General features: G+C 66.7%; 14 protein-coding genes and 5 tRNA genes. 15 read left to right on the forward strand and 4 right to left on the reverse strand.

Annotated features, from left to right (window positions below; all coding sequences use genetic code 11):
• From R2910_13840 to R2910_13850, 3 genes are all read left to right on the forward strand, one after another.
• On the forward strand, positions 1–248 hold a 248-nt coding region (locus R2910_13840; protein MEZ4414066.1), incomplete at its 5' end, for a hypothetical protein.
• 218 nt (positions 249–466) lie between these two features.
• Positions 467–1,234 (forward strand): hypothetical protein, encoded by a 768-nt coding sequence (locus R2910_13845; protein MEZ4414067.1) that lies wholly within the window; start codon positions 467–469, stop codon positions 1,232–1,234.
• 205 nt (positions 1,235–1,439) lie between these two features.
• Positions 1,440–3,293, forward strand: a complete 1,854-nt coding sequence (locus tag R2910_13850; GenBank protein ID MEZ4414068.1) for a nucleoside-diphosphate sugar epimerase/dehydratase — start codon at positions 1,440–1,442, stop codon at positions 3,291–3,293.
• A 293-nt stretch (positions 3,294–3,586) separates the two neighbouring features.
• Here the strand turns inward: R2910_13850 and icd are convergent, their stop codons facing one another.
• A complete protein-coding gene (gene icd, locus R2910_13855) occupies positions 3,587–4,846 on the reverse strand; it encodes an NADP-dependent isocitrate dehydrogenase (protein MEZ4414069.1) in 1,260 nt (419 codons plus the stop codon).
• A 63-nt stretch (positions 4,847–4,909) separates the two neighbouring features.
• Between icd and R2910_13860 the strand changes: the two genes are divergently transcribed.
• A complete protein-coding gene (locus R2910_13860; GenBank protein MEZ4414070.1) occupies positions 4,910–6,046 on the forward strand; it encodes an aromatic ring-hydroxylating dioxygenase subunit alpha in 1,137 nt (378 codons plus the stop codon).
• 35 nt (positions 6,047–6,081) lie between these two features.
• Entirely contained in the window at positions 6,082–6,693 is a 612-nt protein-coding gene (locus R2910_13865; GenBank protein MEZ4414071.1) for a YceI family protein, read from the forward strand.
• A gap of 1 nt (position 6,694) precedes the next feature.
• On the opposite strand, the gene R2910_13870 is transcribed toward R2910_13865, so the two are convergent.
• From R2910_13870 to R2910_13880, 3 genes are all read right to left on the reverse strand, one after another.
• Positions 6,695–7,651 (reverse strand): zf-HC2 domain-containing protein, encoded by a 957-nt coding sequence (locus R2910_13870; protein MEZ4414072.1) that lies wholly within the window; start codon positions 7,649–7,651, stop codon positions 6,695–6,697.
• Complete coding sequence (locus R2910_13875) at positions 7,638–8,135, reverse strand: sigma-70 family RNA polymerase sigma factor (GenBank protein ID MEZ4414073.1); 498 nt, start codon at positions 8,133–8,135, stop codon at positions 7,638–7,640. Before R2910_13875 ends, R2910_13870 begins: the two co-directional genes overlap by 14 nt.
• A gap of 76 nt (positions 8,136–8,211) precedes the next feature.
• Positions 8,212–10,428 carry a VIT domain-containing protein gene (locus tag R2910_13880; protein ID MEZ4414074.1) on the reverse strand — a complete coding sequence of 739 codons (2,217 nt, stop codon included), beginning with the start codon at positions 10,426–10,428 and terminating at the stop codon, positions 8,212–8,214.
• Between the two features lie 85 nt (positions 10,429–10,513).
• On the opposite strand from R2910_13880, the gene R2910_13885 reads away from it, so the two are divergent.
• The 10 genes from R2910_13885 (at position 10,514) to R2910_13930 (ending at position 17,399) form a co-directional block, all read left to right on the forward strand.
• Positions 10,514–11,392, forward strand: a complete 879-nt coding sequence (locus tag R2910_13885; GenBank protein ID MEZ4414075.1) for a DMT family transporter — start codon at positions 10,514–10,516, stop codon at positions 11,390–11,392.
• A complete protein-coding gene (locus R2910_13890; protein MEZ4414076.1) occupies positions 11,385–12,041 on the forward strand; it encodes an aminotransferase class IV in 657 nt (218 codons plus the stop codon). Before R2910_13885 ends, R2910_13890 begins: the two co-directional genes overlap by 8 nt.
• A gap of 57 nt (positions 12,042–12,098) precedes the next feature.
• Positions 12,099–12,172, forward strand: a tRNA-His gene (locus R2910_13895).
• Positions 12,173–12,206: 34 nt separating this feature from the next.
• Positions 12,207–12,279, forward strand: a tRNA-Trp gene (locus R2910_13900).
• 14 nt (positions 12,280–12,293) lie between these two features.
• Positions 12,294–12,366, forward strand: a tRNA-Glu gene (locus tag R2910_13905).
• A 25-nt stretch (positions 12,367–12,391) separates the two neighbouring features.
• Positions 12,392–12,463, forward strand: a tRNA-Glu gene (locus tag R2910_13910).
• 8 nt (positions 12,464–12,471) lie between these two features.
• Positions 12,472–12,544 (forward strand) — tRNA-Lys (locus R2910_13915).
• 299 nt (positions 12,545–12,843) lie between these two features.
• Complete coding sequence (locus R2910_13920) at positions 12,844–14,253, forward strand: OmpA family protein (GenBank protein ID MEZ4414077.1); 1,410 nt, start codon at positions 12,844–12,846, stop codon at positions 14,251–14,253.
• A 211-nt stretch (positions 14,254–14,464) separates the two neighbouring features.
• Positions 14,465–15,889 carry an OmpA family protein gene (locus tag R2910_13925; protein ID MEZ4414078.1) on the forward strand — a complete coding sequence of 475 codons (1,425 nt, stop codon included), beginning with the start codon at positions 14,465–14,467 and terminating at the stop codon, positions 15,887–15,889.
• Between the two features lie 112 nt (positions 15,890–16,001).
• Positions 16,002–17,399: an OmpA family protein gene (locus R2910_13930; GenBank protein ID MEZ4414079.1), complete on the forward strand. Its 1,398-nt coding sequence runs from the start codon at positions 16,002–16,004 to the stop codon at positions 17,397–17,399.
• Positions 17,400–17,597 lie beyond the last annotated feature (198 nt).

Raw genomic sequence — 17,597 nt, forward strand, 5'->3', positions numbered from 1 at the left:
CATCAACGCTGATTGCACACCTCGCAATCGGCCTTGGACGGCCGGCTCGCCTGTTCCACTGGCCGGAGCGGTTGCTGAGGGCCGCGGCCAGGGTTGCTGGTCGTTCGAACGAAGCGGAACGCCTGCTCGGTTCGCTCCAGGTTGATTCCAGCAAGATCCGCGATCGGCTCGGCTGGACCGCCCCGCAGACTGTGACAGCTGGTCTTGAGGAGACCGCTGCCTGGTGGAGTCGCGAGGCGCTCCGATGAGGAACATCGAGCTACTGCGGGTTACCCTGACTCCGGCGCTCCTGTCCTGGCTCCTTGTCGGCGCCGCTCGGCGCTACGCGCTCCGGCATCAGATCCTCGACCATCCGGGCCCCCGGGCCTCCCACACGCAGCCGACTCCCCGCGGTGGCGGGCTGGGCCTCGTCGCGGCAGTGTTGCTTGTCCTCCTCATGCTGTCGGGAGTCCGTTCAAGCCCTTCCTTGCTGCTCGCCCTCACCGGGGTGGTGCTGACGGCACTCGTTGGCTGGCTCGATGATCGGAGCTCGCTTGGCGTGCGCGCCCGGCTCATGGCCCACCTCGCCGCGGGCGCAATGCTGCTCCCGCTCGCGCTCTGGCCTTCCGCAGTCCCCGCGTGGATGGAGATGTTCGCCGGATTCTGGTGGATCTTCTGGGCCGTCTCTGCCATCAATGTGGTGAACTTCATGGATGGGATCGACGGACTCATCGGCTCGCAGGCAGTCATCTTTGGCGCTTACCTCGCGCTCCTTGGCGAGTCTGGTGGAATGGCCGGAGTGGTCGGCCTTGTGCTCGCGGGTGCATCCGCAGGATTCCTGCTGTGGAACTGGCCACCCGCCAGGATCTTTCTTGGCGATGTCGGCTCCGGGGCGCTTGGCCTGTTGTTCGTATTGGGAGGGCTGTTGCTGATCAGGGAGGGGCGGGCAACGGTCGTCATTGCATTCCTGCCACTGTACCCATTGTTCCTGGATGCAACTGTCACCCTGTTGCGGCGCCTGAGGCGCGGAGAGCGCGTCACCGAGGCTCACCGCAGCCACCTGTACCAGCGACTGGCAAACGGAAGCTGGGGCCATGCCCGGGTCACAGTGCTCTATGCGGCGATGGCCGCGGCAGCTCTGCCCATCGCTCTCCTACCGCCAGGTTGGATGAGCCCTGCAATCGCTGCCTATTTCATTTGCGTGCTTGGCCTCGGTGTCGCGCTCGACCGTCATTCCGCGCGCCTGCGACGGTGATATTCCGGCGTCCTCAGTCAGCACGCCTCCCCCTTTACCAATTCCGACCCCCAAGCTATTGTATGACAACTACTTGACGCCAGCTTGACACAGCCGTGTAACATTATGTGTCGTCCACCACGTGGAGACACCACTGACCCCACAGTTGAGAGCCCACCCACCCGCCGGTCTGCGCAACCGCCACCTCCTGGCGCTTGACGCCGTATTGCTTCCTCTCGCCACCTTGGCCGCCTTTACAATCCGCTTTGAAGGGCTGACCTGGCCACCGGGGTATGCACTCGTTGCCGCCTGGTTCGTGGTGCTTTCGCTGCCAATCAAGATGGGGGTGGCGCTCGGGTCGGGGCTCTACCGGCGGGTCTGGCGACACGCCAGTGTACACGAGGTGGAACAGATCCTGGCCGCCGCCGCGGTTTCGGGCGTCCTCTGCTTTCTGGTCGGCGCCTTTGTCATTTCGGGCGCGGGGCCTCGCGCCGCATCGGGTCCCACTCTCGCTGCTCGTGCTCGACGCTTCTTCGCGGCCGCCATCTTTACGCTGCCGCGGATGGCCGTCCGGCTGATCGCCGCCCGGCGTCGCTCAGGCCGGCAGAAGGACGCGCAGCGGGCCCTGATTGCCGGCGCCGGTGCCGCCGGGGCCATGATTGTCCGTGAACTGCGCGGCAATCCCGAACTCGGCCTCGATCCCGTCGGCTTCGTGGACGACGATCGCTCCAAGCAGGGCAATCGGGTGTTCAACCTTCCCGTGCTGGGGTCACTCGGCGACCTCACCACCATCGTCAAGTCGCATAAGATCGATGAGGTGATCATCGCGATGCCGAGGGCGCCGGGCACCGTCATCCGCGAGGTGCTTGACGCAGCTGCCGCGGCCAAGGTGAAGACCCGCACCGTCCCCGGCATGTTCGACATCATCTCCGGTCGGGTGGCGATCCGCGCCCTGCGGAAGGTGGAGATCCAGGACCTGCTCCGGCGGGAACCGGTCACCACCAGTCTCGAGGGGGTGCGGACCATCGTGGCGGGCCATACGGTGCTCGTTACCGGCGCCGGCGGGTCGATCGGAAGCGAACTCTGTCGGCAGCTGGTGGACCTCGGCCCCGAGCGGGTCATCCTCGCGGGACATGGCGAGAACTCCATCTTCGATATCCTGAACGAGCTGCGGGCCAGTGCGCCCGATATCGAGTTCGTCCCGGTCATCGTGGATGTGCGCGACCGCGAACTGCTGAGCCAGGCCTTCCGGCAATGGACCCCCATCGCGGTGTTCCACGCCGCCGCGCACAAGCATGTGCCGATGATGGAGCGCAACGTCGCCGAGGCCATCACCAACAACATCCTCGGCACCAGGAACGTGGTCGAGCTGGCCGCCGAGTTCCAGGTCGAACGATTGGTCCTGATCTCGACCGACAAGGCGGTGCACCCCACCAACATCATGGGGGCCACCAAGCGGGTCGCGGAGATGGTGGTGCAGAGGGCGGCAAGCGAGCACGGCCGGAACTTCGTGTCCGTGCGGTTCGGCAACGTGCTCGGCTCGCGCGGCAGCGTGGTGCCGACGTTTTTGCGCCAGATCGGCAACGGGGGGCCCGTCACGGTCACCCATCCCGAAATGCGCCGCTACTTCATGACGATTCCGGAATCGGTGCAGCTGGTCCTGCAGGCGGGGTCATTGGGGAAGGGCGGGGAAGTGTTCGTGCTGGACATGGGGGAGCCGATCAAGATCGCCGACCTCGCCGCCGACCTCATCCGGCTGTCCGGCAAGGAAGTCGGCACCGACATCGAGATCCGGTTTTCGGGGAGTCGGCCGGGCGAGAAGCTCTACGAGGAGCTCTTCTTCAGCGCCGAGAATGCCACACCGACCGAGCACGAAAAGGTGCTCTGCGCCACGAATGCGACCCTCCCGGCGGGCACCTCCGAGCGGGTCAGCCGGATCATCATCGCGGCCCAGGAGGGGCGGCCCGAGGTGGAGCTGCGCCGGCTCCTGATGGAACTGGTGCCCGACTTCGACCCGACGCTGGCGGCTTCCCAGCCCGTATCCGCGCCATCATTGCCCACGGAAACCCGGAGGCCCTGAGCGCTGCACCGGCACCAGCTGTCATGGTGAAGCCGTCCGGGCGTCCCCCCTCTCCAGATCCTGGAGAGGGGGACAGGGGGTGAGGTGAAATCGGCGGGGCAGGAACCGAGAACGAGGGAGGGTCGGAAGACTGCCGGAAGGTCGCAAAACCGCCTGGTGGTGGCGAGCACACCCACCAACGCAGTTCCTCCGAGCCTCCCTCTACTCCGACCCTCCTTCGTCTTGGGAGAACCTTGGACCCCGGCGATTCTGCCGCGGCGAAAGCCGGGGGCCGGGGTGACGGGCGGCAGTCCTCAGGCCATCCGCTCCACCAGCGCCCGGGCAAACTCGCTCGTCTTGAGGAGCGTGGCGCCCTCCATCTGCCGGTGGAAGTCGTAGGTCACCAGCTTGGCCGCGATGGTCCGCTCGATGGCGCGCACAATCAGGTCCGCCGCCTCGTCCCACCCCAGGTAGCGCAGCATCATTTCCCCTGACAGAATCACCGAGCCCGGGTTCACCTTGTCCTGGTCGGCATACTTCGGCGCGGTGCCGTGGGTCGCCTCGAAGATGGCGTGCCCCGTCTGGTAGTTGATGTTGGCACCCGGCGCGATGCCGATGCCACCCACCTGCGCCGCCAGGGCGTCGGAGATGAAGTCGCCGTTCAGGTTGAGGGTGGCAATCACGTCGTACTCCGCCGGCCGTGTCAGGATCTGCTGCAGGAAGGCGTCGGCAATCACGTCCTTGACGATGATCCCGTTCGGGAGCCGGCACCACGGGCCCCCGTCGATTTCGACGGCGCCGTATTCCTGCTTCGCGAGTTCGTACCCCCAGTCGCGGAACCCGCCCTCGGTGTACTTCATGATGTTGCCCTTGTGCACCAGCGTCACGCTCTTCTTGTTGTGCGCAATCGCATGGTCCAGCGCCGCGCGGATCAACCGCTTTGACCCCTCGGCAGAGACCGGCTTGATGCCGATCGAGCTGGTGTCCGGGAAGCGGATGGCCGTGACCCCGAGCTCCTGCTGCAGGAAGGCAATGAGCTTCTTCACTTCAGGCGTGCCCGCCTTGTACTCGATGCCGGCGTAGATATCCTCGGTGTTCTCCCGGAAGATGATCATGTCCACCTGGCCCGGGTCCTTCACCGGGGATGGCACTCCCGCAAACCACCGGACCGGCCGCACGCAGGCGTAGAGGTCGAGCTTCTGGCGCAGCGCCACGTTCAGGGAGCGGATGCCGCCCCCGACCGGCGTGGTCAGTGGCCCCTTGATGGCCACCAGGTGGGTGGTGATCGACTGCAGCGTGGCCTCGGGGAGCCAATTGTCCACCTGGTTCTTGGCCTTTTCCCCCGCCAGCACCTCCACCCACGCAATCTGCCGCTTGTCGCCATAGGCGGCCTTCACCGCGCTGTCGAGCACCAGCCGCGACGCCCGCCAGATGTCGGGCCCGATGCCGTCGCCCTCGATGAACGGAATGATCGGATGGGAGGGCACGGAAAGCTTGCCACCCGCCATGGTGATCGATTCCCCCTTCACGGGGGCCGGAGTCTTCTGGGCGGGAGTGGTCGAAGTCGGAGCCATGCGTCACTCACTCTCAAGCGGGGAACGGGGTGCGGAAGGGGTTTCCTGCAGGTAATATACGTCATGCAGACCGATACCATCCACCTCCCCGAGATTCCGGCGGCCGATCTCGAGGTGCAGCCGCTGGCGCGGGCCGAAACGATCCCCTCCCGCTGGTACTGGGATCCGGCCTTCGACCGCCTGGACCGGGACGCCGTGTTCGGCCGCACCTGGCAGGGGATTGGCCACGCGGCGCAGGTGAAGGAGGAGGGACAGTTCCTGTCGGCCGACGTGGCCGGGAATCCGGTCATCGTCGTCCGCGGGAAGGATGGCGTGCTGCGCGGCTTCTTCAACGTCTGCAAGCATCGTGGGGGCCCCCTGGCCGTGGAGCCGGAGGGGTGCGTGCGGGCCCTGCAGTGCAAGTACCACGGGTGGACCTACCTCCTCGACGGCTCGCTCCGCGGCGTGCCGCAGTTCGACCGGGTGGAACTCTTCGACCGGAAGGACTACGGGCTGGTCCCGGTCCGCGTGGCGGAGTGGGAGGGGCAGGTGTTCGTGAACCTGTGGGAGGATGCGCCGCCGCTGGCGCAGTATGTCGAGGGGATCGTGGAGCAGATTGCCCCGGCACAACTCGGCGCGCTCCAGTTCGTGAGGCGAGTGGAATACGACATCGCCTGCAACTGGAAGGTGTATGTCGACAACTATCTCGAGGGCTACCACGTCCCGCACGTGCACCCCGAACTGGTCAAGCTCTATGACTTCCAGAGCTACCGGACCGAGTGCTTCGACTGGTACTCGCTGCAGCACAGCCCGCTCAGCGGTGCGGCCAACCTCTACACCTCGGGTGACGGCGCGGCGTTCTACTACTGCCTCTTCCCGAATTACATGCTCAACATCTTGCCGGGCCGCCTCCAGACCAACCTCGTCCTGCCGCTCGGACCCGCGCGCTGCCGGGTGGTGTTCCAGTACTTCTATGCCGACCCCGATGCGCCCGCCGTCCGCCGCCTGGTCGAGGAGGACCTGGCCTACTCCGACGCGGTGCAGCGGGAGGACATCGACATCTGCGAGCGGGTGCAGCGCGGGGTCGAGTCACGCGCGTACGACCGCGGCCGTTTCTCGGTGAAGTACGAGGAGGGGGTCTACCACTTCCAGCGGCTGCTCAAGGGCGCCTACCAGGCGTTTCTCGCAGAATCGGGAAACAACGGCAGGCCTCTGCCGTAGTGCAGCAACGCGCCTACGACTTCTTGGGAGATCGAATGCTTCGGATTGCTCGTGTCGCTGTCACGCTCGGCAGCCTCGTCCTCGCCCCTGTCGGCCTTGCCGCCCAGGCGCCAGAGGCTCCCCCGCTGCCCACCTGGAACATCGACGTCGCGCATTCCGAGGTGACGTTCCGCATCCGGCACTTCATGAGCCGGGTCAGCGGCACCTTTACCGACTGGTCCGGCGCTATTCTGGGCGACCCGACCAACTGGGCCAGCGGCACGGTTTCCGTCACGATCAACGCGGCCAGCATCGACACTCGCAACGACCGCCGTGACGCCGACCTGCGCTCGGGCCGGTTCTTCGCCGTCGACAGCTTTCCGACCATCACCTTCGTCGGTCGGACCGTGGCGCAGGTGGGCGACTCGCTCACCATCGCCGGGGACCTGACCATGCGAGGGGTGACCAGGCCGGTCATCCTGAAGGGGGTCGCGCTCGGCGTCATGCCCGGTGAACGGCCGCGCGCGGGGTTCGAGGTGGTCACGACCCTCAACCGTCTCGAGTACGGCGTCGTCTACAATCGTGTCCTGGAAGGGGGCGGGAGCATGCTGGGTGACGACGTCGAGATCCGCATCAACGTCGAGGCGCTGCGGCAGACGACGCCGTAGGTTACCGCACCCGCTCGCCCAGTGCCTTGAGCGAGTCGGTCGACACATTCCCCGTCACCACGAATCGAATCTCTCCCTGCTGCTGCCAGGCGGTGGCGGACGACTCCTGGGCGACGCCCCCGACGCCCCCGACGGGCTTGGCGGCGTTTCCCTGCCGCGTATCCGCCACGAGCATGGGCCGTTGCTGGTCGAGGATGACCGCGCCGGCCGCATACACCACGCGCACCAGTGGCAGCGCGGGATCCGCACCCGCCACGGCCGTGCCCGGGCCGGTCTCCACGCGATCCGGCGTCAGCCCATCGATCAGCCGCAGCTGACCGCCGAGCAACCGCACCGCCTCCTCCATTGAAATGACGCGCCAGCGGCTGACCGCCTGATCCGCGGCGAGCGCCTCCGGCTGGGCCGCCCGCTCCGCCCTGATGGCGATCGTCGGGCTCGCCGGCGACGGAGCGATCGCCTTCGGCGCCAATTCGTTTGCACGGGCCGGAGCCGCGGCCTTCGCCTCGCCCGTCGTCTTCCCGGCGTCGGTATCTCTGCGCGTACCCGATTCCGCCGGCACCGCAGCGCGCACAGGCTCATCCCGTGCCGCCAGCGGTGGTGGGGCGGTATTCGGCGTCGGACCCGCCTCCCCATCCTGCAGGATCGCGGTGTCGGGTGTGAGCGGCGTCGAACCCCGCGCCCAGTACCCCGCGCCCACCGCGATCACGATGCTGGCGGCCCAGGCGAGGGTCCGCACCAGCGTGCGCCGACTGCGGGAGGCGCGGGGCTGGGCCGCCCGCGGCGGCACGGCCAGTACCTCCACCAGCCGATCTGCCTCCTCGAGGAACGCGCGCGCCTCGGCCAGGTTTGCGGCGCAGGAAGCACATTCCGCGATGTGGCGCTCCACGCGCCCGCGCTCGATGGCATCGAGCTCCCCGTCGAGGAGCATCTGGATGGTGCCTTCGTCAGGATGCGACATTCCGCCCTCCCTGCGTGCGGTACGCCTCGACCAGCTTGCGCCGCGCTCTCGACAGCGTCGTCCCGACCGCTCCCTTGGCGAGGCCGAGCGTCTCGGCGATTTCATCGTAGTTGAAGCCTTCGGCCTTGAGCAACAGCGCCTCGCGGTCCCGCTCGCCCAGCGTCGCCAGGGCGTCCTGCACCGCGCGCACATTGTCGGACCGGTCCATGGCCTGGTCCGCCGCCGGCGCCGACTGCGGCGATTCCGCGCGGTACAACTCGAGCCGCCGTCCCCGCCGCACCGCCTTCCGCCCATCCTCGCGAACCAGGTTCAGCGCCACGGCAAAGAGCCAGGGCCGGGGGTTGCGGGGGGGAGCGGCCACGGCCCGGGCAAAGGTCTCCTGGGCGATGTCTTCCGCACGGTCGTGATCCCCCGTCCGCCGGTAGAGAACCCGGACGAGGGCGGCGTGGTGTTCACGGAAGAGGGCGGCCAGGTCTGCTGTCATGCGCTCGATCGGGTTGGTGGGGTGTGGCCTGCAGGGGCAACTGCCCTGCAAGCCACGCGCCGCACCGGGAAAGGTGTCACTGCCCGCGGAAGTCGCGGACCGTGGTGGCGAGCTTGGTGCCCCGCCAGCTGCTGATACCGGCCGGATCGATGCGAATGCTGATCCGGATGCCGGCGATGACGGCCTGGTCGCCAACACTGAGCCACGATGCCAGTTCGGGCAACGCCTGCACCAGCTCGAAATACGCCGGGCTGAACGGCTTCACCGCCACGACGGGACTCTCCGGCTTGTACGTCATGTCGGTCCAGGTGCCGTCGCGGTCCACGAAGATCCGGCCGGCGATCCGGCGTGAGTCCGCGCGGACGCCGCCCACCGCGGGTGGCGTGCGGGCAAGCCGTTCATCGGCCGCGGCATCGGCGGCCGCGAGCGTCTTGACCTCCGCCTCGCGCGAGCTCGCCTCGGCCCTGTTGAACGCCGCCTGGCCAGTCATCCGCTTGGCCGCGTCGCGCCCGCCACGGAGTTCCGGGGCCACTTCCGGCGGCACCACGGCGCCGGGTTCGAGCACGAGATACGAGGTGTACTCGGTCAGGAGTCCATAGCGCAATCCGAGCTGGCGGATTTCCTCGATGATGGCAGGCGATGCGCCTTCGAGCCGGGCCGTCCGTGTGAGCTCCCCGATCTTCCGGGAGGCCCAGAGCGGTGGAACGAACGCGTTGTCGGGCTGGCGGCTGGTGAAGCGGGCGGTGGCGGTGAACCGCTCGCGCCGGCCGTTCCGCTGCCCCTCGATGACCACGTTACCGCTGCCGGTCCCGCGGTACCGCCCGAAGACGACCAATTCCTCGCCATAGAAGAGATCGGGCAGTTGGGCCGGCTGGGACTCCAGCAGCGTGACCGGAGCACTCACGATGCGGAGGTTGGTCAGCGCCGGATGCCGAATCCGTCCCAGCAAGGTGCCCACCGCCACCTCGACGTCGGCGTTTGGGGCCACGTACGTTGCGCTGCCACGCCCTTCCTTGGCCAGCATGTCGAGGAGGAAGGTGTTGACGTCGGTCCCGACGCCGACAGTAAAGATGCGGGATCCTCCGATCCGGCTGCCAGCCGCGGAGGCGATCTGCTCCGGCTGGGTCTGACCGACGGACGGGAGGCCGTCGGTCATGAAGACCACCAGCGAAACGCGCTCTGCGTTCCGTGACCCGCCGAGGGCGACGTCGAGCGCCCCCTCGATGTTGGTGCCGCCTCCGGCGGAGAGGCTGGCCACGAAGTCTTGCGCACTGGTCACGTTGGCGCGGGTGGCGGGGGTGAGGCCGGTGCGGAATTCGGTCACCCCGGACGAAAAGGCGATGAGGCGGAACCGATCCCGCGCGCCGAGGGCGCCGAGCGCCTGCGTGAGGGCGGCTTTGGCCTGTTCGAGCTTGGTGCCGGACATCGACCCCGATACGTCGACCACCAGGGTCAGGTCGCGGGGCAGGGCCTCGCTGGTGGCGGCGTCCGGTGGGGCCAGCAGGAGCATGTAGTAGCCGTCTTCACCAGCGGAGGCGTGCGTCAGGACGCTGGCGCCGACCAGCCCGCGACGGAGCGGGAAGAGCAGGTCGAGATCCCCCGACGCGGTGCCGGGCACGGTGACCACGAGCCGGCCGCCAGTGCGTCGGGATGTCACGTTGTGGGTCGGCGAATAGGGCGTGCCGAAGGTCGCCTCGCCGGGCGCGGTCACGGACATGGAGAAGAGGTCCTGCGGAGTGCCCTCATCCCCCTGACTGCGCGACGTGGTGCGCGGACCGATCGCGTAGCGCAGGCGCAGGGCGTCGCCATCGCGGCCGAGCACCTGGGTGTAGCGGAGGACGATTTTTCGGGTTTCGCCTGGTTGAATCGGGAAGATCTGCGCGCGGATCAGTCCATGGCCGGCATAGGTGAGCAGCGCCGGATCCCGCTGGCGCCGCACGATCTCTTCGTACACCGACCGGGCCTGGTCGGCCGTCTGCATTTCTCCCTGCAGTTCCTGGTCGCCCATCCAGAGGGAGTAGCCGGTAAAGACGGCCTCGCCGGGCAGCGGATAGAGGTAGGTGCCTTCGGCGATGCCGCTTCCGGTGTTGCGGAAGCGCTCCTCCACTTCGACGCGGGCGATCCGGCCGTCGAGGGTGATGCGGACATTGCTCTGGGTGCGGATGACGGGCCCGCCGATCGGGGCGGGCCGAATGGACACAGGACGGGCTACGACCTCGACCCAGCCCTGAGCACCGGCCGGGGAGGCCGCGCTGGCGACGAGCACCAGCGCGAGAGGGAATCGACGACGCATGACTGTCTCCTGGTTTGAGGCAGCCGGGAGATGCGTCTGGCCCAATAACTTGCACGGCCCCCCAATACGGCCGCATTCTTCGCCCATGATTCCCACCCAACGGGCCCGTCTCCAGCTGGTGATCGCGGCCGTGCTGTTCTCGACCGGTGGGGCGGTCATCAAGGCCACGGCCATGACCAGCTGGCAGGTGGCGTGCCTCCGTTCCGGCATCGCGGCGGTGGCGCTGGCCATGCTGCTCCCCGGCGCGATGCGCAGCATTCGGCCGCGAACCTTCCTGGTGTCGCTTGCCTATGCCGCCACGCTGGTGCTCTTCGTGAAGGCGAACAAGCTCACCACGTCGGCGAATACGATCTTCCTGCAGGCGACCGGGCCGCTCTACATCCTCCTCCTGGCCCCCTGGCTGCTGAAGGAGAAGATCCGGCTCCCGGACGTCGGGTTCATGGCCGTCGTCGCCGTCGGCCTGATGCTGTTCTTTACCGGGACGGACGTGCCGGTCCGAACCGCGCCCGCGCCGTTCCAGGGCAATGTCCTGGCCGCGTTGTCCGGCTTCACCTGGGCGCTGACGCTGATGGGGCTGCGCTGGATGGGGGCCGATGAGTCGGGGGGATCGCCGGCGGGGGCGGTGGTGCTGGGCAACGGCTTCGCGTTCCTGGCCACGCTTCCAATGTCGCTTCCATTCAGCGGCATCGGCGCCGGGGACTGGGTCGCCATTGTCTACCTCGGAGTCTTCCAGATCGCCCTCGCCTATGCCTTCGTCACGCGGGCCGTAGGGAAACTCCCCGCACTCGAGATTTCCATCATCCTCCTGGTGGAACCGGTGCTCAACCCCGTCTGGTCCTGGCTGGTCCATGGGGAGCGGCCCGGCTCGTGGGCGCTGGCAGGTGGCGCGTTGATCCTCGGGGCCACCGGACTCCGCTCCATTCTGGCCAGTCGTGCATCTGGCCGGGTCGCCGCGCGTGCCTGAGGCGCCGCGTGTCCTGATGGCGTTGCTCGAGACAGTGCGCGTCCGAGATGGACGGGTGCCGCTCTGGTCGCTCCACGAGGCGCGAGCCCGGCGGAGCGCCGCGGCACTCGGCTACTCCATTCCGGCGGAACTCGTGCCTCCCTCGGGCGGGCCCGACCGGATCTGCCGGATTGCCTACGCCAGCCGAGAGCGGGTCCTGGTCACGACCCGGCAACTCGAGGAGCCGAAGGGGCTGCGACTCCGCACGGCCCTGCTGCCTCATCGCGGCTACCGGCACAAGACGACCGATCGGGAATGGCTGGACGTGGCGCGGCTCGATGCCGCGGCGCGCGGCGGGGATGACGTCCTCTTTCTTTCGGAGGAGGGATTCGTTGCCGAGTCCTCGATCTGGAGTCTCTTCTGGTGGGATCAGGGTGTGCTGACCGCACCGCCGCTCGATCTCGGAATCCTGCCGGGCGTGGCCCGCGCCCGGCTCGCCGAGGTGGCGGGCGGGCTGCAGGAGGGTTCTCTTCCGGGGGCGCAGCTGTCGGCGCACGGCGGGTTTGCCGCCAACGCGGCGCGGGGGATCGTCCCCTTGGTGGAAGTCGATGGGATTCAAGTGGTTCCCAACGAGGCGACGGCGCTGCTGGCCGAGGAGTTCTGGCCTTGACCGGGGGGAGGTCTGCCAATATTTTCTCCGGGCTAGGCAGGGCCCTCGGTCCTCGTGGTGGTTGTAGCTCAATCGGTTAGAGCGCCGGATTGTGGTTCCGGAGGTTGCGGGTTCGATCCCCGTCAGCCACCCTGCCCGCGACGCCCGACGGAACAGCGTCGGCAGAGGTCCGTAGCTCAATTGGTAGAGCACCGGTCTCCAAAACCGGGGGTTGCAGGTTCGATTCCTGCCGGGCCTGTCGGGACACAACACGGCGCTATCGTCTAGAGGCCTAGGACACAGCCCTCTCAAGGCTGGTACACGGGTTCGAATCCCGTTAGCGCTATGGACGGCACCATCGGGTGGGCCTCGGCCCCATCGTCTATCGGTTAGGACGCGACCCTTTCAAGGTCGAGAGACGGGTTCGACTCCCGTTGGGGCTATGCACCACGCGCCGCTAGCTCAATTGGCAGAGCAAGTGACTCTTAATCACTAGGTTGTAGGTTCGATTCCTACGCGGCGCACTCCCCCATCCTGGCTTCGGCCGGGGTGGGGTTCGTCTTTCGGGTAATCTTCGGGTCCTCTTGCGCTCGGCCATCCTCCGGCGCACGTTGGCGGGGAGGGATAGCCCCTTGCGGCTTCCCGTGTTAGTTTAACTCCGACCCCTCGTTCCCTCGGGTTCGCCGCTGGCCGCGGCAGGCCGCTTCGGGAACGGGTCCAGGATTTGTCACAATTCGGTGTCAGTGCACACCTTGATGAGCATCATCCGCTCGGGCGATTCCACAACGCCTCAGCCGAGTTTCACACCCCTCAGGAGCGTTTCATGATCCGTAAGCTCTCAGTTCTCTGCGCAGCGATCGCCTTGATGGCGACGGCACCTGCGCACGCCCAATCGAAAGGCACCTTCCTGGTTGACGTGGGAGTCGCCTTGCCCTGGTACCCCTCCTACATGGGCCTGAGCGACAAGGTCGGCCCCGGTGGTCGCCTTGGGTACATGATGTCCGACAAGCTCGGGTTCGAGGTGGACGCCTTCTTCCTCTCCACCGAGCCGTCGAGCGCCAGCTACACCGGCGTGAACATCGACCAGACGATGGGGCACGCCCGCTTCACGTACAACGCTCCCATGGGCAAGGGTCTGGCCGCGATCTTCGGCCTCGGCTTCGCCTACAACAAGTGGGGCGGCGATGCCGGGACGTACTTCATGCGTGACAGCACCTCCTACGACAAGGACAGCGACTACGGCCCGGGCGGCCTCTTTGGGCTGCGGTTTGGCGCCGGTGGCAAGGTCAGCGCGCGCGTCGACCTGACCGCCGACTACATCCCCTCGCCGATCATGGCTGACAATCCCTATACCCAGAACCAGTTCTACTGGGGCATGGACGCCATGCTGAGCATCGCGTTCGGTGGCAAGCCGGGCACGCCGAAGGATTCGGACAAGGACGGGGTGCCGGACAAGACGGACCTCTGCCCGAACACGCCGCTGGGGACCGCGGTGGACGCCAACGGCTGCCCCTACGGCGACGCCGACAAGGATGGCGTGACGGACAACCTCGACAAGTGCCCGAACACCCCGATGGGTGCGACGGTGGACGCGGCCGGCTGCCCATCGGACAGCGACAAGGACAGCGTGTATAACGGGATCGATCGGTGCCGAACACCCCGATGGGTGCGACGGTGGACGCCAAGGGCTGCCCGGCGGACCAGGACAGCGACGGCGTGTACAACGGGATCGACCAGTGCCCCGACGCCTGCGACGCGGGTGGACGCCAAGGGCTGCCCGGTTGACTCGGACGGCGACGGCGTGCCGGACTACATGGACAAGTGCCCGAACACCCCGGCCGGCATCAAGGTGAACGCCGAGGGCTGCCCGATCCTGTTCGAACCCGGCAAGACGGCCGTGGTGCTGCCAGGTGTCAACTTCGCGAGCAACAGCGCGGTGCTCGACCCATCGTCCCAGGAGATCCTGGACAAGGTCGCGAACTTCATGCAGTACAATCCGAGCGGGTACAAGCTCGAGGTGGCCGGCTACACCAGCAGCACCGGCAGCCCGCGCGCACAACATGCGGCTCTCGCGGCAGCGTGCGGAAGCCGTCGTGAAGTACCTCGAGAGCAAGGGTGTCCCGACTGGCATGCTGACGGCCAAGGGCTACGGTCCGGACTTCCCGTCGACACCAACGCGACCGCGGCTGGTCGTGCGAACAACCGGCGGGTCGAGCTGAAGCAGATCAAGTAGCCAGACCGCCAAGTACGTAGGATACGCGCCGGGATCTTATGATTCCGGCGCGTGTCTCCCTCCCTTTGATTAGCTTGGTTCGCGGTAGGTTGCTGCCGGATGATCACAGGTCGGGTGCCGTTTGACATTGGCACGGAACCGATTGTGCAATAGTGATTTAGGCCAATTGGCCTCGCTCCGGCCGAGGCCCACACCCTCTGAGGAACGTTTCATGAGCCGCAAGTTCACACTGCTCTGCGCCGCGGTCGCCCTCCTGGCGACGGTGCCGGCGCACGCCCAGGAGAAGGGACAGATTCAGTTCGGCATTGGCGCCGGTCTGCCCTTCTACGCCTCCGATCTCGGCCTGAACAACAACGTCGGCGTCGGTGCGCGGCTGGGCTACATGTTCACGAGCAAGATCGGTATCGAAGCGGATGCGTTTTACTACAACACCGAGCCCTCAAGCGCCCAGTACACCGGTGTGAATATCACCGAGGTCCCGATTCATGCGCGCCTGACCTACAGCGCGCCAATCGGCGCGGGGCTGGGGGCGGTGATCGGCCTTGGGTACGTGGACAATTCGTGGAGCGGGAGCGATACCGAGGGCTACTTCATGAACTCCCAGGCCAGCGACGGTGGCCCGAGCGGCCTCATCGGCCTTCGCTTCGGCACCGCCGGCAAGGTGTCGATGCGCGTCGACCTGACCGGGGACTACATCCTCAACCCGATCAATGACTCCACCAATGCGATCCTCGGCAGCCCGACCGCCCAGGACACTCGCTTCGACCTGGCCCTGAACGCCATGCTGAGCATCGCGTTCGGCGGCAAGCCGGGGACGCCGAAGGATTCGGACAAGGACGGGGTGCCGGACAAGACCGACCTCTGCCCGAACACGCCGCTGGGCACCGCGGTGGACGCCAACGGCTGCCCCTACGGCGACGCCGACAAGGATGGCGTGACCGACAACCTCGACAAGTGCCCGAACACCCCGCTGGGTGCGACGGTGGACGCGGCCGGCTGCCCGTCGGACAGCGACAAGGACGGCGTGTATAACGGGATCGATCAGTGCCCGAACACCCCGATGGGTGCAACGGTGGACGCCAAGGGCTGCCCGTCGGATCAGGACAGCGACGGCGTGTACAACGGGATCGACCAGTGCCCCGACACGCCTCCGGGCGTCAAGGTCAACGCCAAGGGCTGCCCGCTTGACTCGGACGGCGACGGCGTGCCGGACTACATGGACAAGTGCCCGAACACCCCGGCCGGCATGAAGGTCAACGAAGTGGGCTGCCCGCTGCTGTTCGAGCCGGGCAAGACGGCGGTGGTGCTGCAGGGCGTGAACTTCGCCAGCAACAGCGCAGTGCTCGATCCGTCCTCGACCGAGACGCTGGACAAGGTCGCGAACTTCGTGCAGTACAACCCGACCGGGTACCGCCTGGAAGTGGCCGGCTACACCAGCAGCACCGGCAGCCGGGCGCACAACATGACGCTCTCGCAGCAGCGGGCGGAGTCGGTTGTGAAGTACCTCGTCAGCAAGGGTGTCCCGGCCAGCATGCTCGTGGCCAAGGGCTACGGTCCGGACTTCCCGATCGACACCAACGCGACCGCGGCTGGTCGCGCGAACAACCGGCGGGTGGAGCTGAAGCAGATCAAGTAGCTCGCCGCCAAGTATGAAGGATATGCGCCGGGATCTCACGATTCCGGCGCATGTTCTTTCATATTCCCTGGATAGGTTACTTGCTGACCTCTCACCTTCAGGAGTAGGCCCTATGTTCGGTAAGCGTGCAGTTCTCGTTGTCTTGCTGGCCCTCGGAATCGCCGCCTCAGCGAACGCCCAGCAAAAGGGGCAGTTCCAGGTCGGCGTCGGCGCCGGCCTTCCGTTCTACGCCGACACCCTCAACCTGGATAACAGCATCGGGTTCGGTGGCCGGCTCGGCTATATGATCAGCGACAAGATCGGGATTGAGGGCGACATCTTCTACTACTCCACCAATCCCACTGGCAGCAGCATCGATGTCACCCAGATGCCGCTGAATGGCCGGCTGACCTATTACGCCAACATGAGCCGCAACTTCGGCTTCATCTTCGGCTTGGGCGCCGTGTACAACAGCTGGGGCGGCGACAGCCTTGAATCCTATTACGGCCCCTTCATTACCGATAACGATGCTGGCCCAAGCGGGCTCCTCGGGCTGCGATTCGGCGGCGGCAAGGTCGGGCTGCGGATCGATGGCACAGTCGACTACATCATCAATCCCTTCAATGAGACGGGCCCGGCCAACGACCACCGTTGGGACTTGGGCATGGACGCCATGCTGACCTTCGCGTTCGGCGGCAAGCCGGGGACGCCGAAGGATTCGGACAAGGACGGGGTGCCGGACAAGACGCCCGACCTCTGCCCGAACACGCCGCTCGGCACCGCGGTGGACGCCAACGGCTGCCCCTACGGCGACGCCGACAAGGATGGCGTGACGGACAACCTCGACAAGTGCCCGAACACCCCGATGGGTGCGACGGTGGACGCGGCCGGCTGCCCGTCGGATACGGACAAGGACGGCGTGTATAACGGGATCGATCAGTGCCCGAACACCCCGATGGGTGCGACGGTGGACGCCAAGGGCTGCCCGGCGGACCAGGACAGCGACGGCGTGTACAACGGGATCGACCAGTGCCCCGACACGCCTGCGGGCGCCAAGGTGGACGCCAAGGGCTGCCCGGTTGACTCGGACGGCGACGGCGTGCCGGACTACATGGACAAGTGCCCGAACACCCCGGCCGGCATCAAGGTGAACGCCGAGGGCTGCCCGATCCTGTTCGAACCCGGCAAGACGGCCGTGGTGCTGCAGGGTGTCAACTTCGCGAGCAACAGCGCGGTGCTCGACCCATCGTCCCAGGAGATCCTGGACAAGGTCGCGAACTTCGTGCAGTACAATCCGAGCGGGTACAAGCTCGAGGTGGCCGGCTACACCAGCAGCACCGGCAGCCGCGCGCACAACATGCGGCTCTCGCAGCAGCGTGCGGAAGCCGTCGTGAAGTACCTCGAGAGCAAGGGTGTCCCGACTGGCATGCTGACGGCCAAGGGCTACGGTCCGGACTTCCCGATCGACACCAACGCGACCGCGGCTGGTCGTGCGAACAACCGGCGGGTCGAGCTGAAGCAGATCAAGTAGCCAGACCGCCAAGTACGTAGGATACGCGCCGGGATCTTATGATTCCGGCGCGTGTCTTTTTTCCTCCCTTTGATTAGCTTGGTTCGCGGTAGGTTGCTGCCGGATGATCACAGGTCGGGTGCCGTTTGACATTGGCACGGAACCGATTGTGCAATAGTGATTTAGGCCAATTGGCCTCGCTCCGGCCGAGGCCCACAC

The organism is Gemmatimonadales bacterium (assembly GCA_041390145.1).
Lineage (GTDB): Bacteria > Gemmatimonadota > Gemmatimonadetes > Gemmatimonadales > GWC2-71-9 > SPDF01.